This window comes from Chitinophagaceae bacterium (assembly GCA_007695095.1).
Classification (GTDB): domain Bacteria; phylum Bacteroidota; class Bacteroidia; order Chitinophagales; family REEL01; genus REEL01.
In genome coordinates, this window is record REEL01000119.1 from 20,539 (window position 1) to 45,463 (window position 24,925).

Here is a 24,925-nt window from a genome sequence, read left to right on the forward strand (position 1 = left end):
GCAATTAAAAATGTTTAAAATGTGTGTTCTCTTTGCGGAGAGGGAGGGATTCGAACCCTCGGTACAGTTACAACTGTACACACGCTTTCCAGGCGTGCACCTTAAGCCACTCGGTCACCTCTCCGGCAATATAATGAATCCAAAAGTCTTAAAAAAGGGTTAAATATCAAAAGGTTCATTAAAAAAAATAAAATAATTAATCTGATAAATTAAAAAGTTTCAATGCTGAAAGTGTCGTTTCCTCAATAACAGTCGATGTATCAAGCTTTTTTGCTTCTGAAATCTTTTTTGCAATCAAAGGAATAAAACTACTTTCATTTCGCTTCCCCCGAAAAGGCATTGGTGCCAAATAGGGCGAATCAGTCTCCAAAACGATTTTATTTAAAGGAATATTTTGCAATTCAGTTGCTAATTTACTGTTTTTAAAAGTGACTACTCCTCCAATTCCTAAAATAAACCCCAATGAGATAATTTCCCGGGCTTCTTCTTCTGTGCCACTAAAACAATGAAATATACCTGTTAGACTTCCATCTTGCGCTGATTTAATTTCTGCAATTAAATCAGCACTTGCATTTCGGTTATGCAAAACTAATGGTAATTTATATTTTTTCGCCCATTCTATATGTTTATTTAATGCTAACTTTTGTTCTTCCTTAAAACTTTCATCCCAAAAGTAGTCTAAACCGGTTTCACCAATGGCAAATATTTTCGGGTTTTTGCCTTCCATACTTTTATCAATTTCTTTCTCCAAAAGTTCTAAACTTTCTTTGTAATCTTCTTTTACAGAGCAAGGGTGAAGACCTAACATAGAATAACAAACTTCCGGCCATTGTTTTTGCATTTCAAACATTGGCTGTACAGACGCTAAATCTATATTCGGTAAAAAGATTTTTTTTACTCCCTGAGCGATAGCCCGTTCAATCATTTCTTTTCGGTCATTGTCAAACTCCCTGGCATATAAGTGGGCATGGGTATCTATTGAATACATAAGGTTAAAGAGGTTTTTACACTAAGTCACTGATTTTACCAGTTTTCCATTTCATTTCTTTCAAAAAAGCTAAATATTCCGGTAAAACATTTTTCAAATTTACTAAAGATTTATCGTTTTCGTGAAAAACTATGATGTCTCCGCCTTTGGTGATTTTTTTAAGGGTACCTAAAATTTCAGCAGCACTTAAGTTGGTATCATAATCTCTGCTGAGGATGCTCCAAAAAACTATTTTGTTTTTTTTGATTAAATGTAAAAGTTGAAACAAACCTATTTTACCGTAGGGCGGTCTGAAAAAATTAGTTTCTAATGCATCGGCACATTTATCGTAATTTTCAAAATAAACTTTGTTATTTGTACTCCAGCCATTTAAATGATGCCAACTATGACTACCGATAAAGAAATTTAAATCTCTTACTTTTTTCGTCAAATCAGGAAATTTTTCAACCTGATTACCCAGGAAGAAAAAACTTCCGGTCATATTATTTTTATTCAGTTCATTTAAGATAAAATCTGTGCTTTCAGGATGAGGTCCATCATCAAAAGTGAGATAAACTGTATCTGATTTACCTTTAAAAATCAAATTATCATTGAAAAGTCGGAGATAATTAAACAGATATAGCCTTTTTGCCAAAATTCACTATTAGAGAAAAAAATTTCTTAAAATTAGAAAAAAAATTCTACTTTCGGATAAAATTTTCTTTCGTTACTAAATTTAAAAAAACCATGCTGTTACTTAATAAAAAATGCATTTTTATTTTTATATGTTTTGCTTTATTGTTGAATTTCAAACCGGTCTTTTCACAATGTGTTAGTAATAATATTACCGGAGACTTAATAATAACTTCAAATACAAATTTATCAGGTACATATACAGTAAGCGGTATTTTTAGAGTAGATCCCGGAGTAACGGTAACAGTTACTCCATTTTCAGTAAACGGATGTGGTGAGTTAATAGTTTTTGCTGATGAGATAGAAGTTTTAGGTACTATAGATGCGAATCATTCAGGTTTTTCAGGTGGTGAAGGTGGTTTGCCGGGTGGTTGCTGGGCAGAAGGAAACTTCACTGACTGCCGTGGAATCAGTGATTGCTGGACTAAAGATAACTGTCGTTCATTACGAACGGTAGGTGGTTTTGCCGGTGCAGAGGGTATGGGCCCCGGTCGTGGGTTAGGCGGTGATAACGGGAATGATGGATTGGGGTCAAAGCAAAGCTGTGGTACATTTGGGGATAATGGAGGAAGAGTTCACGGAAGTGGCGGAGCCGGTGGCGGTGGCGGAGGAAGTTATGGTGGAGTCGGAGGAGATGCAACTGTCGGAGGCAGCGGAGGTGGAGCAAGTGTATCCAATCAAACAAGCTGTGGAGGTTTTGGAGGTGGTACTGCCGGTGCGGGAGGAAATCAATTACTGCCGTATCAGTTGGATCAGTCTTATGATATAAATATGGGCTCCGGTGGCGGAGGTGCAGGCGGCGGAGGAAGAGGCCGGCAGGCAGGTACTCCGGGTGAGGCAGGCGGAGCCGGTGGAGGATTAGTGAGACTGCAGGCAAATAGTGATATTACAGTTAGCGGTACAATATTGGCAAACGGACAAAATGGTGGCAACGGTGGAAATGGTGGCCAACCCGGTCGTTCACCAAGATGCTGTGATGATGCTTGCAACGGTATGAATGAAGCTACATTTACCGGTGGTGGAGGTGCAGGAGCAGGATCCGGTGGTGGTTCCGGGGGTGGAATAATGTTGGAGAGTCTTGCCGGAACAGCCAATATAACAGGTAATTTACAGGCATCAGGTGGAAATGGCGGGAATGGCGGAAACGGTGGAACTCCTGCATTTTCAGATAGTCATAATGCTTTATTTTGCAGCTCTACATCAGGTAGCTCTTCAGTTGGCAGTTCTGCCGGTAATGGTGGAGGCGGTGGAGGCGGCAGAATTAAAATATTTGTAAATCCCTGCCTAAATAATGTTATTACACCCACTCTTGAAACAGATGGCGGTAATGGAGCTTCTAATGGAGCAAACGGTAGCTTTTTTCAGGGAGCTAATCCAAATGCAGTTTTGCCTTTGGCAGATGCCGGTACAGACGCCACAATTTGTGATGGAGACGTCACAACTCTAAGCGGACAAGGTTCCGGAGGTGTAGGTGTTTTATCTTATTCTTGGAGCCCGTCTACCGGTTTGAGCGCAACAAATATTCCGAATCCGCAGGCAAATCCGGGAAGTACTACTACATATACACTAACGGTAACTGATGCCAATGGATGTCAGGGGACTAGTGATGTAACCGTTTTTGTGACCAACTCAATTAATGATAATATCATTGCTGAAAATCAATTTTTGTGTGGCCCCGGAATTGCAGATACTATTACTGGGCTCATTCCAACCGGAGGAACGGGTAGTTATGGCTATCAATGGGAAACCAGTATAAACAATGGCGCTACCTGGTCAAATATTGGTGGAGCAAATAGCCCAAATCTTTTACCCGGACAGATTACTCAAAATACATGGATTAGAAGAATTGTAACATCCGGTCCTTGTTCTTCTGTTAGTAATATTGTTGAGATTACCGTTTCTTCTCAACTCTTTGTTGATGCAGTAAATGTAAATGATGTGAGTTGTTTTAACGGTCAGGACGGAAGTGCAACTGTAACTGTTTCAGGTGGAGCCGCTCCTTTTTCTTATAACTGGTCTTCAGGAGATACTACTTCTATAGCCGGTGGATTATCAGTTGGAACTTATACGGTTACAGTTTCAGATCAGGCTGGTTGCGAAGTTATTGAGAGTTTGGCTGTTTCTCAACCTGATTCTATAATGCTTGAGCTGGTTTCAACAGATGCAACCTGCAACGGTGCATCAGACGGCTCAATTGATTTGACTGTAAGTGGTGGAGTGCAACCTTACTCTTATTTATGGAGTAATTTTCAAATCACGCAAAATATAAATCAAATTTCGGCGGGCACTTATGTGGTAGTTGTAACTGATGCTAATGGTTGTCAGGAAGTTGCTCAGACAACAATTGAAGAATCAGCTCCTTTAGAAATTACAGCTGATAAAACAGATGTACTTTGCAACGGAGAGAATACAGGAAGTATAGAGCTCACTGTATTAAATGCTACCAATCCGGTAAATTATCAATGGTCAGATGGAAACTCTTCCTCTGTAAATTCAGATTTATCTGCCGGCAGTTATCAGGTTACGGCTACAGATGCTAATGGATGCGAGGCAACAGCATCTTTTTCAATACAGGAACCCTCTGCCATTATTGCTGAAATCGACGGGCAAAATTTACTTTGTTTTGGAGACCAAAACGGATGGGTAAGTGTAAATGTTCAAGGTGGAAATCCGGATGTAAATGATGGATATACTTACAATTGGAGTGCCGGTGTAAATCAGACAGGGCATATAGCGGATAATTTAGAGGCCGGCAGTTACAGTGTTACTATAACAGATAATAATAATTGTGAGATAGTTAAGTCAATTACATTAACAGAACCGGATTTGATTGAAGTATCTGCTTCGGTAACGGATGCAGCTTGTTTTGGAGAAAACAATGGATCAGTGGAATTAGCAGCTACCGGTGGTAACGGCGCTCCTTTTACTTACAGTCTTGATGGTATAGCATTTACTCCGGATACGGATTTTAGCAATTTAAATGCCGGAATCTATAATGGTGTAGCTAAAGATAATAAGGGATGTACCGATTTTGTAACCTTTGAAATTTCTCAACCGGAGGAAATAATTATAAACACAGGTCCGGACTTATTTATTAGCAGTGGAGAAACGGTAACTCCTGAAATTGCAATTATGCCGGAGGGTATTCAGGCAGACAGTATTAGCTGGAGCCCTCAACAAGGTCTGAGCTGTTTTGATTGTCTGATTCCTGATTTTTCTCCCGGACAAACTACTTTATATACCATTTCTTTTTGGGATGAGGACGGCTGTTATAGCGAGGCAAGTATTACTGTATTTGTAGAACAAAGAGAAGAGTATAAGATTTACATTCCAAATGCATTTAGTCCAAATTCAGACGGAACTAATGATATTTTTCAGGTATTTGGTTACGACATTGAACTATTGGAAATGCGAATTTTCAATCGTTGGGGAGCAGAAGTGTACACCAATACAAATATGAGTTTAAGTGACGGATGGGACGGTACTTATAATGGTTCGGAAGCTACCGGAGGAACTTATGTTTATGTGGCGAATGTTCGATTCACAAATGGTGTGGAAAGAACCCTGAGAGGTAGTCTTGTTCTGATTCGTTAAAAAATATCTTTGTTGTAAAGCAATTTAGTTTAAAGAAACCCACTTTTTATTAGGTGGGTTTTTTGCTTAATGCTAAAAAAATTCTTTTTTTTGAACTATTAATAAGGACGTATACTCCAAAAAAATATTTATGCAAAAATTTGATTTTAAAAAATTGTATCCCCATCTGATAGCCATAGGGGTTTTCATTTTCATAGCTTTTGCTTATGCCAGCCCGGTAATGCAAGGAAAGGAGTTGCGCCAGGATGACATTGTTCAATGGAGAGGTGGTGCGCAAGAGAGCATTGATTTTAGGGAAGAAACAGGTAAAGAGCCTTTGTGGACAAACTCTATGTTTGGAGGAATGCCCGGTTATATCATTGATGTAAACTTTCCCAAAAATGTTTTGAGTCATATCCACACTTTTTTAATGAAAAATATTTTTCCAAGACCGGCTAATTTTATTTTCTACTATCTGCTTGGGTTTTACATACTCTTGCTTGGTTTTGGAATGTCTCCTTTTGTAAGTATGATTGGCGCATTTGCTTTTTCGTTTGCCTCCTATAATTTTATAATTATTGAAGCGGGGCATAATAATAAAGTGCGAAGTATGATCTACCTGGGGCCGGCACTAGCCGGAATCTGGATGGCTTACAGGGGGAAGCTTATTTTAGGTGCAGCTGTTGCAGCTTTCTTCCTCGGGCTCATGATTCATATGGACCATATTCAGGTGGTTTATTATCTGATGATGATGATATTAATTTTTGGAATAGTCTATTTAATATATGCAATCAAAGAGAATTCTTTAAATCAATTTTTAAAAGTTACCGGTGTTTTATTTATTGCAGCTTTATTAGCTCTTGGAGCTAACACGGCCAGAATATGGGTTTTGCTTGACCACAGTAATGACACTATGAGGGGCGGTCAGTCAGAACTAGTTGATGAAAGTGAACGCAGAAGCAGTGGATTGGATAAAGATTACGCTTTGATGTGGAGTTATGGAAAGTTAGAGACTATGACTTTTTTAATCCCTAACTTTTACGGAGGTGGAAATGCAATTGATATTGGCGAAAACAGTAGTACCTATCAGGCATTAACATCTAATAATGTACCACCGGCACAAGCGCGAAGCTTTGTTGAAAATGCACCTATGTACTGGGGTGACCAGCCGTTTACTTCCGGTCCGGTTTATATGGGAGCTATTGTTTGTTTGCTTTTTGTAATGGGATTAGTTCTTATTAAAGGACCGTTTAAAGTTTGGCTTTTAGTTACGGTAATAATTACACTATTTCTTTCCTGGGGTAAAAACTTTGAATTTTTTACTGATTTGTTTTTTTACTATTTCCCCCTATATAATAAGTTCAGAGCAGTAACCATGATTTTAATGATTACTCAGGTGGCGATGGCATTGCTTGCTTTTGCTACTTTATGGAATATAATTAATTTAAAATACACTAAAGATCAACTTATAAATGCCTTAAAAATCGGATTGGGTGTTACCGGTGGATTAGCGGCCGCTTTTGCTATTCTCGGAGGAATATTTTTTGATTTTAGAGCAAGTGTTGACAGCCAACTGCCTCAATGGATAGTCAGTGCCATACATGATGACAGAGCATCTATGTTGCGAATGGATGCTTTCAGGACTTTATTTTTTGTTGCAGCAGCATCAGCAGCTATTTTCTTCTTTTATCAGAAAAAACTAAGCCAAAATGTGTTTTTAGGCATACTGGCTTTATTATTTGTAATTGATATGTGGCCCGTAAACAAGCGTTATTTTAATAATGACGATTTTTTAAACCCTGCCGAGTACGAGCAGATTTTTGCTCCTACACAAGCTGATTTACAGATTTTACAGGATCCGGATATTCACTACAGAGTATTTAATACAACCAGAAGTCCGTTTAATGATGCAATAACCTCTTATCACCACAAGTCAGTAGGTGGTTATCATCCGGCTAAGCTTTTGCGTTATCAGGATTTAATAGATGAGCATCTAAGGGAATTTTACATGCCGGTATTAAATATGCTAAATACTAAGTACTTTATAGTTCAGCAAGAAGAGGGAGCTCCGCCAACAGCTCAATTGAATCAATCGGCATTGGGAAATGCATGGGTAGTAAACGAAGCCCGAATAGCTGAGACGGCCAGAGAAGCAATCGACTTTTTAGGTGAAATAAACACTGGAAATACGGTTGTGATTGAAAGTAGAGAAAGGGATTATGTTAATGACTTTGATTTTAGCAGCGGAAGGGGAGAGATAAATCTGTTGTCATATTCTCCTTTGGAACTTGTTTATGAAGCTGATATACAGCAAAACGCCTTTGTGGTTTTTTCTGAAATATATTATAATGGTGAAAAGGGTTGGAATGCTTATTTAAATGGGGAAAAAGTTGACCATATCAGGGTGAACTATGTTTTGAGAGGGATGAAGCTGCCCGCCGGCAATCATGAATTAGTTTTCAGATTTGAACCAAGTGTGTATTTTGTCAGCAGTAATATTACGCTTGTCTTTTCCCTAATATTATGCTTATTTTTTATTGGGACTTTGATATGGTATTTTGGGTTTTCCGATAGAAAAAAAGTCCCGGAAGAGAAAAAATCATTGTTTACTTTTGATTAATGAATGCGCAATCTGAGAAGCCAAAAATACTGATTATCACTTACTACTGGCCACCGGCCGGTGGTATTATGGTACAGCGTGTTCTAAAGTTTTGCAAATACTTATCAAAATTGGGTTGGGAGCCGGTTGTTTTGACAACTAAAAAAGGAACTTATCCAATTGTCGATTATCAATTGTTGGAAGAAATAGACCCATCTCTAAAAGTATATAAAACGAAAAGTTTCGAACCTTTAGCTATTTATGCCCGTCTAAAAGGAGGAAAAAATGAGACGGTTCCAGTCGGAATGCGAGGAATGGAAAAGGACTCATCTTTTTTAACAAAATTAGCCACATATATAAGAGCCAATTTTTTTATTCCGGATGCCCGCAAAGGATTTGTTTCTTATGCTTACAAAAGTGCTTTAAAAATCATTGAAGATGAAAATATACGAGCGATTTTAACTACCGGGCCTCCTCACAGCACGCATCTGGCGGGACTGAAACTAAAAGAAAAAATCGGTTTGCCCTGGTTGGCTGATTTTAGAGATCCCTGGGTTAATATTTATTATAATCAGTTTTTGCCAAGAACAAAATCAACTCAAAAGAAAGACCTTAACTTACAAAACAAAGTGCTTAAGCAAGCTGATGTTACATTGGCAGTTGGCCGAACTTTAATGAATGAATTGACTCCTGAGGCAAAAAAGGTAGAGCTTGTTTATAATGGATTTGATGAAGATAATTTCCCTGAATCACTTTTTGTCGAAAATCCGCAGGATAAGTTTTTGCTTTTATACCCCGGCAATTTATTACCCGGACAGGATTTAAAAGTGGTATTGAATGCAATTCAATCTTTAATCGAAAAAAATGAATCCTTTAAAAAAGACTTTTGTTTTGACTTTACCGGAAATTTGGACAATGAGACCCGTCATCTTTTCAAAAGTTTCCCTCACCGGGAAAATGTAAAAGTCAGTGATTATGTGCCATACAATGAGATAATTAAAAAAATGGTACAAAAATCTTCTCTTTTGTTGCTTTTGGCGCAAGACATTCCTCAAAAGCCGCCACCCCCGGGAAAACTTTTTGATTTTATAGCTGCCCGTACAACCGTACTTGGGGTAGGTCCAGAAAATTCTGATGCCAGAGAAGTAGTTTTGGATTCCGGTATTGGTAAAATGTTTCTGTCAACGGAGCAAATGCAAATTGAAGATTTTTTACTGGCTAACTATGAGAAATGGAAAGAAAATGCTCAGCAAAAAACTTTCCTGACAATGACTGATAAAATGAAAAACTACAGTCGTGAAAACCAAACAAAACGATTGGTTGAAATCCTGAATACTTTAGTTTAATCCGGTTGACTGTATTCATCCAGTAAATTGTGAAGTTTACATACCTGAACAGCTTCTTTCACATCATGAACCCGCAAAATGTCAGCCCCTTTTAAAAGAGAGATAGTATTTGACCAGCTGCTTGCATTTAAAGCATTTTCCGGTTTTATATTTAAAGCTTTACAAAGCATAGATTTTCTTGAAGTACCCGCCAGAATCGGTCTGTTTAAATTTTTAAAATAATCCAGATGAGCAAGTAATTTAAAGTTATGTTCCATAGTTTTTCCAAAACCAAAGCCCGGATCAATAATTATATCATTTATACCGGATTGACTCAGTTGTTCTGTTTTTTGTAATAAAAATTTAAAAACATCTGCTAAAACATCTTTGTACTGAGGATTTTTCTGCATGTTAGCAGGGTTTCCCTGCATATGCATTAAAATGTAAGGAACCTTGTATGCCGCGGCTACTTTGATGATTTCTGGGTCAATTTCTCCGGCAGAGATATCATTTATGATATGCGTCCCTTTGTCCAGAGCGAATTTGGCAACATCTGAACGATAGGTATCCACAGAAATTAAAGTATCAGGAAAGTTTTTTGCAGTAAAAGTAAGGGCATATTCAATTCTGTTTATTTCAGTTTTGCTGTCAACAGTTTCCGAACCCGGCCTTGAAGACATGCCTCCAATATCTATTATGTCTGCCCCATCCTCTATCATAGTTGAAATCCTTTTTTCAATCTCTTTTTCGTTTTGGTAGTTTCCTCCATCGAAAAATGAATCAGGAGTCGTATTTAAAATACCCATGACTAATGGTTTTGAAAGAGTAATTAATTTTCCTCCGGCATTAATCGTGTAATTTTTATTAAAAAAACTATCTTTATCACCCATAACTTTTTGTTTAATTAAGTTTCAAAAGTAAATAAGAAATTGGCTACAAAAACTATATCACAATATAAAAAGGCAATAAAAAAATGCCAGGATATTTTTTTAAAGAAAACCCATGATTACGGGACATCCTGGCGGGTAATGCGATTAGCTTCACTTACGGATCAGATTTTTATTAAGGCCAAGCGAATTCAGACGATACAAGAGACCGGACAGCAAAAGGTTGAAGATGACATAGCCTCAGAGTTTATCGGAATCATTAATTATGGGATTATAGCGCTTATACAGTTAGATTTAAAAGATAAAGAAGTGAATGGAGAAAGTGGAATGCTGGAAGTTGGTGAAGCAAAAACCCTTTATGACAGCAAAGCTGAAAAAGCTATGCGTTTGATGGAAAATAAAAATCATGACTATGGCGAAGCGTGGCGGGATATGCGTATTGGCTCTTATGTAGATTTGATTTTAATGAAAATTATGCGCATTCGTCAGATTGAAGACCATGGTGGAAAAACCATTATTTCAGAGGGAATTGAGTCCCATTATGTTGATATAATAAACTATGCAGTTTTTGGATTGATAAAAATCGACGAGACAAACGAAAATAACTAAAACAATGCACGATACAAAAAAACGTTATTCAGCAAGATTTAAATTATGAAATTTTAAAAAAAATAAGATGAAGTGGATTGTACAATTTTTCAGATTCATTGTTGGGGGTCTGTTTATTTTTTCCGGTTTTATAAAAGCAGTTGACCCTTTAGGTACTGCCTATAAAATGGAAGAATATTTTGCTGTTTTCGGCATGGATTTTATGATTCCTCTGTCGCTGGCTTTTGCAATTTTTATGATTGTACTGGAGGTTGTCTTAGGTGTTGCCTTGCTCATAGGCTTTATGACAAAGTTCACCATCATTTTATTGTTATTGATAATTATCTTTTTTACATTTTTAACAGGTTACACTACTGTTACCGGCAATGTTACTGATTGCGGTTGTTTTGGCGATTTCCTGCCTTTAGAGCCCTGGCAGTCATTTTTAAAAGACATAGTTTTACTGATTTTTATAGCGGTTCTATATATCGGGCAGAAACACATAAAGCCTTTACTCCCTTCGGCGGCGTCCAATCCTTTAATGGGAATAGTGTTTATATTGTCTACTTTATACTGTTTTTCGAATTTTTATACTGATTTGCCTCAGTTCGATTTCAGACCTTATGCAGTAGGGAAAAACATCCCGGAGCAAATCCCGGAATACATGCCGGAAGATAAAAGGCCGGTCTACGAATTTATTTTCATTTATGAAAACCCGGAAACCGGAGAGAAAAAAGAGTTTGATATGGCTAACTTACCGGGGGCTCCCTGGGAGTATGTTGACAGAGTTGATAAGTTAGTGAGCGGTGAAGAAGGAAAAATAATTAATTTCAGAACGACTGATGAGTTTGGGAATGAAGTTAGAGAGGATTTGCTTTTTGATGAAAATTACAGCTTTATGGTTGTCGCATGGGATTTAAATAAAACCAGAAGCAGAGTTTTTGAAGAAAAAATTAATCCACTGGCTGAGAAAGCACAGGATGCCGGTTACCATTTTTATGCTTTGGCTTCAAACTCAAGAGAATCAATAGAAGAATTCAGGCATGAACATCAGGCAGCTTTCCCTTTTTATGAGGGAGACCCGATTTTTTTGAAAACAATTATTAGATCTAACCCCGGTTTATTAGTTTTGAAAAATGGAACCGTTAAAGGGAAATGGCACCATAGAAGAATACCTGATTTTGAGAAAATTCAACAGGAGTATTTAAAATAAAGATTTGCTAAATTATTTATTAAAAAGATTAGGTTACGGGATATTAGTACTTTTTGGAGTAGTAGTCATTGTGTTTTTTTTATTCAATGTATTACCGGTAGATCCTGCCCGTCTTACATTAGGTCAGCGCGCTGACGTTTCTTCCATTGAAGCCATCCGGAAGGAACATGGATTTGATAAGCCTTTGCCTGTTCAATTTTTGATGTATTTAGGCGATTTAATGCCTGTTTGGGTGCATGGCAGCAGTCCGGAAGAAAAAGAAAAATATGGTTACGCAGCATTGTTTCAGGTAGGAGGTGAAAAGGCTTTGGTGGTTAAATGGCCATATCTTCGAAGGAGCATACAAACCGGCAGGCCGGTATCTGAAATTTTAGCAGAAAAAATACCACCAACAATGATATTAGCCATAACAGCCATTTTACTGGCAAGTTTTGTGGGAATATTTTTAGGAATTATTGCAGCGATAAACCATAATAAATTTATAGATAATGCCGCGGTGACTTTGTCTATCATTGGTATATCTCAACCTTCCTATTTTTCAGGAATTATACTCGCCCTCTTGTTTGGCTTTCTTTGGCATGACTATACGGGGCTCAACCATGTTGGGTCATTGTTTGAATTAAATGATTATGGGGAGGATATAATCGTATGGAAAAACCTTATTCTGCCGGCAATTGCATTAGGAATAAGGCCTATAGCTATTATCACTCAGCTTACCCGAAGTTCAATGCTGGAAGTTTTATCTCAGGACTACATCAGAACAGCTAAGGCAAAGGGCTTGGCTTTTTCAAAAATACTTTACAAGCATTCCTTAAAAAACGCTCTAAATCCTGTAATAACTTCAGTTTCCGGTTGGTTTGCAGCATTGCTTGCAGGCGCTTACTTTGTTGAAATTATATTTGATTTTAAAGGATTGGGGTATGAAACTGTGCGTGCTCTTATGAATTTTGACTTTCCGGTAGCTATGGGATCTGTTTTATTTACAGCAGCAGCCTTTGTTCTGATAAACATTTTGGTAGATATTATTTATGCAATTCTGGATCCCAGAATACGTGTAGGTTAGAACACAAAACTACTTTCAATCAATCTTTACTGAAGAATCATTTTTTTAATCGGTGGGATTAAAAGTCGCATATCTCTCTTTATATCGAACATCTCCAATTTTTTCTTGTTAACTTTGGACATAAAATAGTATTATGGAAACTAAAGTATATAAATCACCAACCGGCACAAATTTGAACTGTAAAGGATGGGTGCAGGAAGCGGCCTACAGAATGCTACTGAACAATCTGGACCCTGAGGTTGCTGAAAAGCCTGAAGAACTTATCGTTTACGGAGGAATAGGCAAAGCTGCCAGGACTCATGAGGATTTAGAAAAAATATTAAAAATACTCACCACCTTAGAAGAAGATGAAACTTTGTTAGTGCAAAGCGGTAAACCCGTGGGTGTATTGAGAAGTCATAAAGATGCTCCGCGAGTATTGATTGCCAATTCAAATTTAGTTGGAAAATGGGCCAATTGGGATCATTTTCGGGAGCTGGAAAAGAAAGGCTTGATGATGTATGGTCAAATGACAGCGGGAAGCTGGATTTATATTGGTTCGCAAGGAATTTTACAGGGCACTTATGAAACCTATTTGGCTTTAGCTAAAAAACATTTCAGCGGAAGTTTAAAAGGGAAATTTAATGTTACTGCCGGATTAGGCGGAATGGGCGGGGCTCAACCACTATCAATTACTATGAATGAAGGAGTTTGTTTAGTTGCAGAAATGGAAGAATGGCGGGTGAAAAAAAGACTTGAAACCCGTTATATCGATGAGATTTCTAATGATGTAGACGAGGCAATTGACTTGGCACTGAAAGCAGTAAAAGAGCAAAAGCCCTATTCGGTAGGTGTCGTTTGCAATATAGTAGATTTGCTAAAAAGATTAATTGAGCGAGATATTATTCCTGATACATTGACAGATCAAACATCCGCTCATGATGAGTTGTTCGGGTATTTTCCCGAGGGTTTGAGTGTAGCAGAGGCGAATGTAATGCGTGAAGAAAATCCCGAAAAATATAAGCAATTGTCTTTAGACACTATGGTAACTCATGTTGAGCTTATGATAGATATGCAAAAAAAGGGAGCAATCGTTTTTGATTACGGAAATAATCTGAGAGGCCAGGCGCATGCACACGGACTTGAAAATGCCTTTTCTTTTCCGGGTTTTGTACCGGCATATGTGAGGCCATTGTTTTGCGAAGGGAAAGGCCCTTTCCGCTGGGTGGCATTATCAGGAGATCCGGAAGATATTTATACTACCGATAAAGCCCTGATGAATTTATTTCCTCAAAATGAAGGTTTGATAAGATGGTTAAAAATGGCTAAAAAGCAGATTTCTTTTCAGGGTTTGCCGGCACGAATTTGCTGGTTAGGAATGGGAGAAAGAGAGCAGGCCGGCATTTTATTCAATAACCTTGTTAAAGACGGGAAGGTAAAAGCGCCAATTGTAATTGGCAGAGACCATTTAGATACAGGTTCTGTAGCTTCTCCAAACCGCGAAACCGAAGGGATGAAAGATGGTTCAGATGCTGTTGCAGATTGGCCGATTTTAAATGCACTAGTAAATACTGCCGGCGGAGCGAGTTGGGTATCTTTTCATCATGGGGGAGGAGTAGGAATGGGTTATTCTTTACATTCAGGTATGGTAATAGTAGCTGATGGTACTGAAGATGCTGAGAGAAGATTGCGCAGAGTTTTACACAATGACCCGGCTACAGGAGTTATCAGACATGCAGATGCCGGTTATCTTACAGCCAGAGAAACCTCCGGAAAGTTTAAGTTAGATTTGTAAGAACAGATTTTAAGTTTAAACTATTTTTTTGTTTCCGGATAATTCGGTAAATCTGATTTTAAGACAACCTGAGATTTTTCAACTATATCTTTAGTTATATTGTCTATGTCTGATGCGGAGGCATATAAAAGTTCCAATACTTTTTCTCTTTCAGAATCTTTAATCATATTTGTTTTTAATAGATCTACCAAGCCTAATAGTCTGGCTACAGGGGCTCTTACGACATGCGATTGTGTCCAGGCTATTTCACGTAATCTACTATTTTGTTGGTCTATTTCTTTTAAATGAAAAGTCCTCTCTGTTACATCTGTGGCAATGACTATTTCAGCTTTTTTATCTTTAAAATGTATGCTGTTTTTGATAATTTCAACAAAAATGATGCTTTTATCTTTCTTTTGGTGGCAGATCGGCTCAATAGTCAGCAGGTTATTTCTGATGGCAGGTTTTATTTTCAATTTTTTAAAAAGTAAATTGTCCTTAGGCTTAATGTCACTTTCAGTCATTTCCAGAAATTCTTCTTTGGTATAGCCATAGTGTTTAATGGTAGCTTTGTTTACGTCTAAGAAGCCTTTTGTTTTTGCATCACTTACCCACATTGGAGCAGGACTTGAATGAAATAAATTCACATACCTTTTTTCAGATTCACGTAAAGACTGAACAAAGCGATGTCTTTCCAATGCGTAAAGAATGCTTTTGTACAAAATCAAAGCATTGATAGTATCTTTAATTAGATAATCTGAAAATCCTAAAGACAATGAATTTGTTGCAAAATCTAAATCTGTATAGCCGGTTAAGATTATTACAGGAGTAATTTCACTTATAAGTCCGGCTTTTTGTGTAATGATTTCTTTAGTAACATCCGGGAGTGAGAGATCCAGCAAAATAATATCAAAAAAATAGTTTTTATTATCGAGCTTATTCAGGCACTCTTTAAACTTTTTTACATGAGTAATTTCTGCGTTCGGCATATACTCTTCAATATATTCTTCTACAAGCAGAAAATCTCCCGGGTTGTCTTCTACCACTAAGATTTTATATACATTCTCTTGAAATGTCATTAAGCGTTTCCTTTTGGAAGTTTAACAAGCTGAAACCAAAAATCTTCTATAGTATAAATAGCACTCAGGAATTCACTCATTTCGACAGGCTTTGTGATGTAGCAGTTTGCATGATGCTCATAAGACAAATCTATATCGGTTTTAGAGGAAGATGTGGTTAGCATAATAACCGGTATTTTTTTTGTTTTTTTATTACTTTTAATGACTTCTAATACTTCGTGACCATTTTTTTTAGGTAAATTCACGTCGAGCAGAATCAAATCGGGTGCTTGTTGATTAACATATTTACCTTTTTGAAATAAATAATCCAAAGCTTCCTTCCCGTTTTTTACAACATCTACTCTATTGATGATTTTTCTTTCTTCCAGAGCTTCAATAGTTAAAATTATATCTCCTTCATTATCTTCTACAAGAAGTATGTGAGCGCTCTTCATAATCATTATTTTTTTAAGGTAAAGTAAAATGTACTTCCTTCATTCGGTGTTGATTCAACTCGAATTTTACCTCCCATATTATCAATAATCTTTTTTACAATGGCCAGACCCATACCGGTTCCACTATATTCCTCTTTGTCATGAAGTCGCTGAAAAATAATAAATATCTTTTCAAAATATTCCTCTTCAATGCCAATGCCATTATCTTTTACTGAGAATTCCCAATATTCATCTTCTTCTTTACTGTTTATTTCTATAATAGGTTTCACTTTTTCCCTACTATATTTTATAGAATTGTCAATTAGGTTATGGAAAATTTGAGTTACAGGGGTTTTGAAGCTGTAAATTTCAGGTAGTTTATTTTTGATTAAAGTAACAGCCTTTTGACCTATTAACTCTTTTCTCAGAGTTGAATAATCATCTATGATTTTATTTATGTTTACGGCTTCTTTTATTTCGTTTAATCGGCCAACTCTTGAAAAATGCAGGAGATCCAGAATAATTTGTCGCATTCTCTTAGCTCCATCTACAGCAAAAAAGATATACTGACGAGCTTTTTCATCTAATTTATCGTTATATTTTTTTTCCAATTGGGATAAAAAGCGAGTAACCATTCTTAATGGCTCCTGAAGATCGTGAGACGCAATGTAGGCAAATTGTTCCAGCTCAGCATTGGAAATTTGAAGCTCTCTTGAATGATTTCGAAGCTTTACATTCAGACTTCGGAGTTTTTTTTCATAATTTTTTCTGAAAGTTATATCTGTCATTGCCCCAATCATTCTTTCTACCTCGTTTGATTTGTTTCGAACAACAATACCTCTGTCTACTACATATGCATATGATTCATTGGATTTTTTAAAGCGGTATTCTGCTTCAAAATGTTTTTCGTCATTCAATTGTATTACTTCATTAAGGTTGCCTATCACTCTTTCCAAGTCTTCAGGATGTATTCTGTCTGTCCAGGTTTTTAAATTAGGCTTATGGTCTTCAATTTTATATCCAAAAAGCGTTTCAAATCCTTTTCCCCAACTCAGGGTTTTCTTTTTAAAATCCCAGTCCCAGATTGCATCATTAGTTGCTTCTGCTGCAATTTCAAAGCGTTCATTGCTTTGACGTAACTTTTCTTCCGCTATTTTTCGGGTAGTTATATTTTTAAAATACGTAGAAAGTCCTTTTTTTGAAGGGTAAATGCTTAACTCCATCCAAATATTCAATGAGGGATAAAACTCTTCAAAATGAACAACCACTCCGGATTTCATTGCTTTTTGATATTTTTTGAAAAAGCTGAGTTCTTCAGAATCTGAAAAAACTTCCCAGAGATTTTCACCTAAAATATTTTGTCGTTTAACTCTTAAGATTTTTTCTGCTTCTCTATTCCAGTAGGTTATCATCCAGTTTTTGTCAATTGTAAAGAAGCCGTCTTTGATACTTTCCAGTATCGTATTTTTTTCATTTAAAATGGTTTTTAACTCAATTTCCGCCTTTTTTTTTTGATTTATATCCTGAAAACTTCCGCTTAGCTTAACACATTTATTGTTTTCATATTCAGCGCGACCAATTATTCTTATCCAGACTTCTCTTTTTTTAGCGGTGATTATGGGCATTTCAAAGTCAATAGGCTTCTTATTTTCAATGCAATCAGTAAAAATTTTATTGATGGTTTTCTGATAGTTTTCTTTATAAAAACCTATGGTGTTTGTAGTGTCCGGCACAAAATCATCATCTACTTCATGGATTTGCCTGGTTATGTCTGACCAGTAAACTGTGTTTTTAACCAAATCTACTTCCCAACTGCCAATTCTGGCTAACTTATTAGCATTGTCTAATAAATTCTGCATGTTTTTCTGTTCGGTTATATCCCTTCCGTAACAAAATGCAAGCCCTTCCTCTCGGATTAGGTCAGATGAACTCCATGCAATCCATTTTATATCTCCGGATTTAGTGATATAGCGATTGACAAAGTTGTTAGAGTGCCTTTCTCCACTTATTGTTTCTTTAAATTCTTTTAGGGTATCTTTTGTGTCTGTTGAAAAGACAAAGTTTTCAAATGGTTGAGAAGTTAATTCAATATCTGTATATCCCATCAGCTTTGTAAAAGCCGGGTTAACTTTTCTAAAGTGTCCTTCCGGACCTGCTATAGCCAAGATGTCAGGTGAATGTTGAAAAAAGCTGTTTAGTTCGATCTCGGATTGTTTACGAATTATTTCAGAACCAATAAAATTTCCCATTTGCTTTAATACATCAGTAAAATATGGGTATAATCTATTAGACTTTTCAATGCCGCATACCAAAACACCTATAATCTCTTTGTTGTGAAAAAGGGGTATGCCAAACACTTTAGTCAGCCCGGATTTTTGAGCAGCTTTTTTTCGAATGAATAAGTTTTTTTTATCTACATTATCCCAAATATTAGACTTTTTAGTTTCCCAAACGGTTCCGGGCAATCCTTCTCCCCGAAAAAAGCTTTTTACAGACTGACTTTTTGCATAAAATGTGTAGCCAACAGTTGTGTTTGTAAACGTAGCTGCTTGTAAAAGTTTTGAGGAAGTTGAATCTGTTAACCAAATTTCAGTCAGATTGAATTCGCCAAATTTGTATATATATTGTAAAAGCTTTTTTAAACAGCCTTTAATTGTTTTTTCCCGGTTGAAAATATTACTGATAGCATCTACGATTTTTTTGCGATTTTCCTGAATTATTTGTTCTGTTCTGTCATTACATACCATCAGGCAACATTTTTTTCCTTCAAGGAGTAGTTCGCTTGTAGTGATTTCTACTTTCACTACTTTTTGGTCACCGACTAAAAGTGTATGGAGCTCTTTTTGTTTGAGATTTGATAAATCTAAAGTTTCTTGAGAAAGTTTTTGTAAACCTATTTCGGCTAAACCCATTTTTTTTATTTCATTTGCGGAGAAACCAAATAGCTTTTTGGCAGCAGCATTAGCATCTAAAAATTTATTTTCTTCATAACTGAAAAGTAATACAGCCTGAGGGCTGCTTCGAAAAAGGGTTTCATACTTTAGTTTTGAATTTTTAATGTCTAAACGACTTTTCCTTAATTCTAATAGTGCAACAACCTGATTTGCTAAGTTCTTTAAAGCTCTTTTTTGATAATCGTTTATCTTTTTTTCTTTATTATCAACCACACATAATGTACCTATTGGATTTCCCCGGGGAGTAATTAAAGGAACTCCGGCATAAAATACAAAATTTGGCTTTCCGGTAACTAAAGGGTTGTTTTTGAATCGGTTGTCTTTTCTTGCATTTAAAACGATGAAAATATCATCAGGGCTTTTTACTGCATGTTTGCAAAAAGAATGTTCAATGGGTGTTTCATTTATATCTATTCCATAGCCGGACTTAAAAAATTGTCTTTCAGTATCAAGTAAACTAACAAAGGAAATAGGTACATTACAAATATGCGCGATCAACTCAGTTATGTTATCATACTCTTTTTCAGGCAAAGTGTCTAGTATATTATATGCCTGCAAAGTGTTTCTACTTTGAATGTATGTATTAGTTCTAGTCATTTTTAAAGAAGTTATCTCAAACCAATTATTAAAGTTAGTCATTTTACACAATATATAAATTAAAAGTTTAAAAAATTGAAATTGTTTTTTAGGATTATACTAATTTTCTAAATATTTTCTATAGCTATTCTTTGTGTTTCTTGCTTTTTTGAAAATCGATAATTCTGTTTTACTTTTAAGAAAGTTTTTCAAATAAAAAGTATAGCTTGTATTGCATAATAGATATTGAAACGACCGGTGGGAATCATAGTACAGGAAAAATAACCGAAATTGCTGTTTATAAACACGATGGCCAAAAAATTATTGATGAGTTTATAAGTCTGGTAAATCCGGAGACGGAAATTCCAAGATATATAAGTTTTTTGACCGGCATTACTGAGGAAATGGTTGCCGATGCACCGAGGTTTTTTGAAATAGCCAAGCAGATAGTTGAAATTACCGAGGGGAATATTTTTGTTGCTCATAATGTTAATTATGATTACAGTTTTATTTGCAAGGAATTTAAAGAACTCGGTTATGTGTTTTCAAGGGAAAAGATATGCACAGTTAGAAAAAGCAGACAGCTATTTCCCGGTTTACCCTCTTACTCTTTAGGTAAATTATGCTCCAGTCTTGGAATTTCTGTACACGACAGACATAGGGCGGCCGGTGATGCATTGGCTACCGTTGCACTATTTGAAAAGCTTTTAAAGCTTGAGCCGAAGATGAAGACTCAAACTGTCACTTCTTATAAGTATTTCTCGGGCTTAGAATCAAAAACTTATTATCAGGAAATTAATCACTTACCGGAAAAAACAGGTATTTATTATTTTCGGAATGAGAAGGATGAGATTATTTATATCGGCAAGAGCAAAAACATTAAAAAAAGAGTTTTAACTCATTTGAGGCTCAGCAAATCTGAGCGGACAATACTTATGCAACAGGAGATTCACTCAATAGATTATGAACTGACTGGCTCAGAGTTGGTATCTCTGATAAAGGAATCAGGAGAAATAAAAAGGTTTCAGCCCCGCTATAATCGTGCGCGAAGGAAAGAAAACTATCCCTTTGCCATATACAGTAGTGTTGATTTGTTTGGGTATATACATTTTACCTTTGGAAAAACCGATTCAGCGAAAAAGCCAATAGCATTATTTGCTTCTAAAATGGAGGCCGGGAAAAGAATGTTGCAATTATGTGAAGCTTTTGAACTTTGTTACGGACTTTGCGGAGTGGGCGATTGCAGTAAGAGTTGCATTCACTTTTCAATGGGTAATTGTTTGGGTGCCATGAAACAAAAAGAAAAGTCTGAAAGCTATAACCGCCGTGCAGAAAAGCTAATTGCTACACTTGAATATGATTTGCCGGATGCTGTGCTTATTGATAAAGGAAGATCGGAGGAGGAAATGAGTTGTGTTTTAGTTGAAAATGGAGTTTTTAAAGGTTATGGTTATGCGGATAAAAACTATGTAAGGAGTATAGAAGATTTGCGGGATTGCATTCAGCTGATGGAAGAAAACAGAGATATAAAAAGCATTTTGAAACACTTTATCAGTAAAAACAAAGTTGAAAAAATAATTCCTTTGAATGATATGACTACTTTGTAGTGGTTGGGAGGGATAAAAGTGTCTTATATCTCACAGGCCTGTTTTGTGCAATGGGTCACCCAAAATCAAGATTTTTTACAAGTTAGCGACAACTTCTTCAAAGTCAATCGTAGATAAAATGGCTTCTAATTTACGTACATACTTTCTTTTTCTAACTGCCGGAGCATAAACAAAGCCATCTACCATATAAATTTTGTTTTTGGACTCATCAAACCAGGTATAGTTTAAAAATGGACCGCCCATAAAATCATTTTCCATGCGCCAAAGCCCTCTGGTAACCATTATATTTTTATTATTGATTTGAATTTCCGTTTCAAAATGTCGGAGGTTATGCTCAGTTTTCATGAAAGCTCCCGGGGTGGGGGTTTCGACAAATTTACCTAACTCATCACGCAGATGAATTCCCGGATTTCGCCCTAATGTGTCCCGGGATACGTCTTTTCCATAAATAAATAAATGCATGCTTGCATCATCTATGTCTCTACGCAACCAGTAATAGGATTGTTCATCGGTTTTAGCAGTTAGAAATTCCCCGGGAATCTGCATTTTTATACCGGTATTTTTGTGAATATCATTCATTAAACGAGGTTGTTTTTCTTTAAAGAAAGTCAATGCCCGGTATCTTTTTAGCTCATGCTCCTGAATTAGGGAAATAATATTATCTGCCTGATTTTCCATAAGTTCTGCAAGAGTTTCTCTGTTTTTTGGAAAGAAAAATAAAACCAATTGAGGCTTTGCCCAGACTTCCCGCTTAAAAAAGTACAAAAAGTCGGGATTTTCTAAAATATTACTGCTATTGCTTTCAGAAATGTTTCTGCGGATAAACTGAGCCATTTCTGTATTTTCATCCTGAGTGGCAATGAAAACTATATTTCTAATTCGTCTGAATAAATTACTAAACTCATCATAGCTCACATGTCGCATGTCAAAAACAGGTTCTATCTGCGGCAAACCAATAAAATCCCGTTTAAACACAGCCTCAGCAACTTCCTTATGATTCATTGCCCACGCTCTGCTGTCTGCTATAACCAAAATTTCATCATTCGATCCGTGAGCCGGAGGCAGCATTCCCAATCTGCTTGCCTCATCTTCTTCACAGGCAACCATAAGTATAATCAAACTGCAAAACAGACTGAGTCGAAAGATATTTTGAATAGGTTTTGTTTTTTCTAAAAATGAATTCATTTTATATTCTTTAATAAGGTAAACGGAAATTTTATTTAAAAATGTATATTAAGATATTTTACTCCAGTCGATTTCCTGCTCCCGATAAGTTTTAGATATAACCCATCTTATCGTTTGATTACTTTTATCTTTCAATAAAGGATCTTTTTCCATAATTATTTCTGCCATGTCTCTGGCTGTTTTCAGAATCGGATAATCTTCAGAAAGATTTACCTGTATCCATGAGGCCGCACCGCTTTGCCGGGTTCCATCTAAATCTCCACCGCCTCTCAACTCCAGGTCTGCTTCTGCAATTTTAAAGCCATCTGTAGTTTGAGTCATTGTTTGAATTCGTTTCCTGGCATCCTGAGATAAGTCATCTTTAGTCATTAAAATACAGTATGATTTTTCTGCTCCCCGACCGACTCTTCCCCTTAGCTGATGCAGCTGTGAAAGTCCAAAACGCTCAGCACTTTCAATTACCATAACACTGGCATTAGGCACATTTACACCTACTTCAATTACTGTCGTGGCTACCAGAATTTGGGAATGTCCTTCTGCAAAACGTTTCATTTCGTAATCTTTGGTTTCCGCTTTCATTTGACCATGTATTATACCTACCTGATACTCCGGAAGTGGAAATGCGCGACTGATGCTTTCAAACCCATCTTCTAAATCTTTATAATCCATTTTTTCCGACTCTTTAATTAACGGATATACCACGTAAATTTGCCGGCCTTTTTCAATTTCTCTTTTCATAAATCCGAAAAGTTTCAAACGTTCCCCATCAGTTGCATGAAAAGTGCTGATTTCTTTCCGACCGGGTGGTAGTTCGTCTATCATGGATACATCCAGCTCGCCATACTGTGTTAAAGCAAGTGTACGGGGAATGGGTGTGGCAGTCATTACCAAAATATGAGGCGGAGGATCATTTTTTCTCCAGAGTTTTGCTCTTTGTGCAACTCCAAAGCGGTGTTGTTCATCTATAACAACCAGTCCCAGGTTTTTAAAAATTACGCTGTCTTCAATTAAAGCGTGCGTGCCTATGAGTAAATCGATATCACCATTTTCCAGAAGCGTTTTTATCTGCTTTTTTTCTTTGCTTTTAGTGCTGCCGGTAAGCACCACTGTTTTAAGTGGCAATCCTTTTAAAAATTCCTGCAGGCTTAAAAAGTGTTGCTTAGCCAGTATTTCTGTTGGAGCCATTATGCAGCTTTGATATCCGTTGTCAATTGCAATGAGCATGACCATTAGGGCTACCAATGTTTTGCCGCTTCCCACATCTCCCTGCAAAAGCCTGTTCATCTGTTGACCGGTAAGAAAATCTTTTCGAATTTCTTTTATGACTCTTTTTTGAGCATTTGTTAGTTCAAAAGGCAGATTATTCTCATAAAATTGATTAAAAGTATCACCCAATTCTTTAAAAACATGCCCTTTAAAATGTACTTTTCTTATGTGTTTTGAAAAAAGAGACCGAAATTGATTGTAAAACAATTCTTCATACTTCAGCCTTTTTGTAGCTCTTTCAGCGAGGGATAAGTCAGTTGGAAAGTGCTTATGTTTTAACGCTTCATACTTATTAGGTAAGTTGAATTTTTGAATCATATATTCGGGGAGAGTCTCTAAAATATCATTTTGGTTTACATTTTCAAAAATCGTTTTTATCAGAACTTCAATTTGTTTAGAGTCCAGACCATGTCGTTTCATTTTGTCTGTGGTGTTATAAACCGGTTGCCAGATTGATTTGGGTGTTTGGTTTTGCAAGTCTGTTTCGACTTCCGGGTGTGCGACACTGACTTTACCCTTAAAAACATTCGGCTTCCCAAAAAAAGCATAATTCGTACCGGGTTTTAATTTTCCGGCCCACCATTTCACTCCTTTAAACCAAAGCAGCTCAGCCTGACCGCTGCCATCACTCACTATAGCGGAGAGTCTTTGTTTACGACCCATTCCAATAACATTCATTTGAACTATCTGACCTTTAAACTGAACGGGATGCTGCAAGCCGGACAGCTCTCTGATGCTGTAATATCTGGTTTTGTCAATATATTTATAGGGAAAGTAAAAAAGCAGATCTTCAAAGGAAAAGACTTGAATTTCTTTTTTTAAAATATCTGCTTTATGCGGGCCTACTCCCTTGAGGTATTCGATAGAACTTTGCAGATTTTTAGAAACAAACCCTTTCATTTAATTTTTTTAAATCTATCAAAGTTATTAAAACCTTTGTGGCATAGAAGAAAAACTTTTAAAAAAGAATAGTAATTTCATTAAAAAAAATTACTTTTGTGTTCCGTTTCAAGGGCCCATAGCTCAGTTGGTTAGAGCAGCGGACTCATAATCCGTTGGTCCCAGGTTCGAGTCCTGGTGGGCCCACTTTTTTTTCAAAAACTCCTTCTTCAAGAAACGAATCCTTACTAAGAGAAAAAGCATTAAAAAGTGGAAAGGGAAGAGCGTGGATAAAAGATAATTTA

The 24,925-nt window shown here is 36.6% G+C and carries 16 protein-coding genes and 2 tRNA genes; 9 read left to right on the forward strand and 9 right to left on the reverse strand.

Translation table 11 applies throughout. The features are described from left to right. Window positions 1-32: 32 nt before the first annotated feature. The 3 genes from EA412_09120 to EA412_09130 form a co-directional block, all read right to left on the reverse strand. A tRNA-Ser gene (locus EA412_09120) sits at window positions 33-124 on the reverse strand. A 72-nt stretch (window positions 125-196) separates the two neighbouring features. Continuing rightward, entirely contained in the window at window positions 197-988 is a 792-nt protein-coding gene (locus EA412_09125; GenBank protein TVR78309.1) for a TatD family deoxyribonuclease, read from the reverse strand. 16 nt (window positions 989-1,004) lie between these two features. Further along, entirely contained in the window at window positions 1,005-1,625 is a 621-nt protein-coding gene (locus EA412_09130) for a polysaccharide deacetylase family protein (protein ID TVR78310.1), read from the reverse strand. Here EA412_09130 and EA412_09135 point away from each other — a divergent pair. From EA412_09135 to EA412_09145, 3 genes are all read left to right on the forward strand, one after another. Then, window positions 1,616-5,254 (forward strand): hypothetical protein, encoded by a 3,639-nt coding sequence (locus EA412_09135; GenBank protein TVR78311.1) that lies wholly within the window; start codon window positions 1,616-1,618, stop codon window positions 5,252-5,254. The two genes, EA412_09130 and EA412_09135, sit on opposite strands and share 10 nt — an antisense overlap. 220 nt (window positions 5,255-5,474) lie before the next feature. Beyond that, the gene (locus EA412_09140; protein TVR78312.1) at window positions 5,475-7,853 is read left to right on the forward strand and encodes a hypothetical protein; all 2,379 of its coding nucleotides are present in this window, start codon (window positions 5,475-5,477) and stop codon (window positions 7,851-7,853) included. Beyond that, entirely contained in the window at window positions 7,853-9,178 is a 1,326-nt protein-coding gene (locus tag EA412_09145; GenBank protein ID TVR78313.1) for a hypothetical protein, read from the forward strand. Before EA412_09140 ends, EA412_09145 begins: the two co-directional genes overlap by 1 nt. Here the strand turns inward: EA412_09145 and folP are convergent. Beyond that, entirely contained in the window at window positions 9,175-10,047 is an 873-nt protein-coding gene (gene folP, locus EA412_09150) for a dihydropteroate synthase (protein TVR78314.1), read from the reverse strand. The genes EA412_09145 and folP overlap by 4 nt on opposite strands. 39 nt (window positions 10,048-10,086) lie before the next feature. Between folP and EA412_09155 the strand changes: the two genes are divergently transcribed. From EA412_09155 to hutU, 4 genes are all read left to right on the forward strand, one after another. Continuing rightward, entirely contained in the window at window positions 10,087-10,653 is a 567-nt protein-coding gene (locus tag EA412_09155; GenBank protein ID TVR78315.1) for a DUF1599 domain-containing protein, read from the forward strand. A gap of 67 nt (window positions 10,654-10,720) precedes the next feature. Further along, window positions 10,721-11,845, forward strand: coding sequence for a DoxX family protein (locus EA412_09160; GenBank protein TVR78316.1), 1,125 nt, complete (start codon window positions 10,721-10,723; stop codon window positions 11,843-11,845). Window positions 11,846-11,849: 4 nt separating this feature from the next. Then, on the forward strand, window positions 11,850-12,908 hold the full coding sequence (locus EA412_09165; GenBank protein TVR78317.1) for an ABC transporter permease: 1,059 nt from the start codon (window positions 11,850-11,852) through the stop codon (window positions 12,906-12,908). A gap of 133 nt (window positions 12,909-13,041) precedes the next feature. After that, a complete protein-coding gene (gene hutU, locus EA412_09170) occupies window positions 13,042-14,682 on the forward strand; it encodes a urocanate hydratase (GenBank protein TVR78318.1) in 1,641 nt (546 codons plus the stop codon). Window positions 14,683-14,702: 20 nt separating this feature from the next. Here hutU and EA412_09175 read toward each other — a convergent pair whose 3' ends face one another. The 3 genes from EA412_09175 to EA412_09185 are packed head-to-tail and all read right to left on the reverse strand — an operon-like array spanning window position 14,703 to window position 19,746. After that, window positions 14,703-15,740: a PAS domain S-box protein gene (locus EA412_09175; GenBank protein ID TVR78319.1), complete on the reverse strand. Its 1,038-nt coding sequence runs from the start codon at window positions 15,738-15,740 to the stop codon at window positions 14,703-14,705. Then, complete coding sequence (locus EA412_09180) at window positions 15,740-16,174, reverse strand: response regulator (GenBank protein ID TVR78325.1); 435 nt, start codon at window positions 16,172-16,174, stop codon at window positions 15,740-15,742. Before EA412_09180 ends, EA412_09175 begins: the two co-directional genes overlap by 1 nt. Before the next feature lie 5 nt (window positions 16,175-16,179). Beyond that, a complete protein-coding gene (locus EA412_09185; protein ID TVR78320.1) occupies window positions 16,180-19,746 on the reverse strand; it encodes a PAS domain S-box protein in 3,567 nt (1,188 codons plus the stop codon). Window positions 19,747-19,910: 164 nt separating this feature from the next. Between EA412_09185 and EA412_09190 the strand changes: the two genes are divergently transcribed. Then, window positions 19,911-21,290 (forward strand): hypothetical protein, encoded by a 1,380-nt coding sequence (locus tag EA412_09190; GenBank protein ID TVR78321.1) that lies wholly within the window; start codon window positions 19,911-19,913, stop codon window positions 21,288-21,290. A gap of 75 nt (window positions 21,291-21,365) precedes the next feature. Here the strand turns inward: EA412_09190 and EA412_09195 are convergent, their stop codons facing one another. Together EA412_09195 and recG are read right to left on the reverse strand one after the other, a co-directional pair. Beyond that, window positions 21,366-22,475: a DUF4837 family protein gene (locus EA412_09195; protein TVR78322.1), complete on the reverse strand. Its 1,110-nt coding sequence runs from the start codon at window positions 22,473-22,475 to the stop codon at window positions 21,366-21,368. 48 nt (window positions 22,476-22,523) lie between these two features. Then, on the reverse strand, window positions 22,524-24,641 hold the full coding sequence (gene recG / locus EA412_09200) for an ATP-dependent DNA helicase RecG (protein TVR78323.1): 2,118 nt from the start codon (window positions 24,639-24,641) through the stop codon (window positions 22,524-22,526). Between the two features lie 112 nt (window positions 24,642-24,753). On the opposite strand from recG, the gene EA412_09205 reads away from it, so the two are divergent. After that, window positions 24,754-24,827 (forward strand) — tRNA-Met (locus tag EA412_09205). The last annotated feature ends 98 nt before the right edge of the window (window positions 24,828-24,925 follow it).

Excerpts from the sequence above, each read along its gene's own strand:
- EA412_09125 (TVR78309.1), bottom strand. The coding sequence starts at position 988 with ATGTATTCAATAGATACCCATGCCCACTTATATGCCAGGGAGTTTGAC.
- EA412_09140 (TVR78312.1), top strand. The coding sequence starts at position 5,475 with ATGCAAGGAAAGGAGTTGCGCCAGGATGACATTGTTCAATGGAGAGGT.
- EA412_09145 (TVR78313.1), top strand. The coding sequence starts at position 7,853 with ATGAATGCGCAATCTGAGAAGCCAAAAATACTGATTATCACTTACTAC.
- folP (TVR78314.1), bottom strand. The coding sequence starts at position 10,047 with ATGGGTGATAAAGATAGTTTTTTTAATAAAAATTACACGATTAATGCC.
- EA412_09160 (TVR78316.1), top strand. The coding sequence starts at position 10,721 with ATGAAGTGGATTGTACAATTTTTCAGATTCATTGTTGGGGGTCTGTTT.
- hutU (TVR78318.1), top strand. The coding sequence starts at position 13,042 with ATGGAAACTAAAGTATATAAATCACCAACCGGCACAAATTTGAACTGT.
- EA412_09175 (TVR78319.1), bottom strand. The coding sequence starts at position 15,740 with ATGACATTTCAAGAGAATGTATATAAAATCTTAGTGGTAGAAGACAAC.
- EA412_09180 (TVR78325.1), bottom strand. The coding sequence starts at position 16,174 with ATGAAGAGCGCTCACATACTTCTTGTAGAAGATAATGAAGGAGATATA.
- EA412_09185 (TVR78320.1), bottom strand. The coding sequence starts at position 19,746 with ATGACTAACTTTAATAATTGGTTTGAGATAACTTCTTTAAAAATGACT.
- EA412_09195 (TVR78322.1), bottom strand. The coding sequence starts at position 22,475 with ATGAATTCATTTTTAGAAAAAACAAAACCTATTCAAAATATCTTTCGA.
- recG (TVR78323.1), bottom strand. The coding sequence starts at position 24,641 with ATGAAAGGGTTTGTTTCTAAAAATCTGCAAAGTTCTATCGAATACCTC.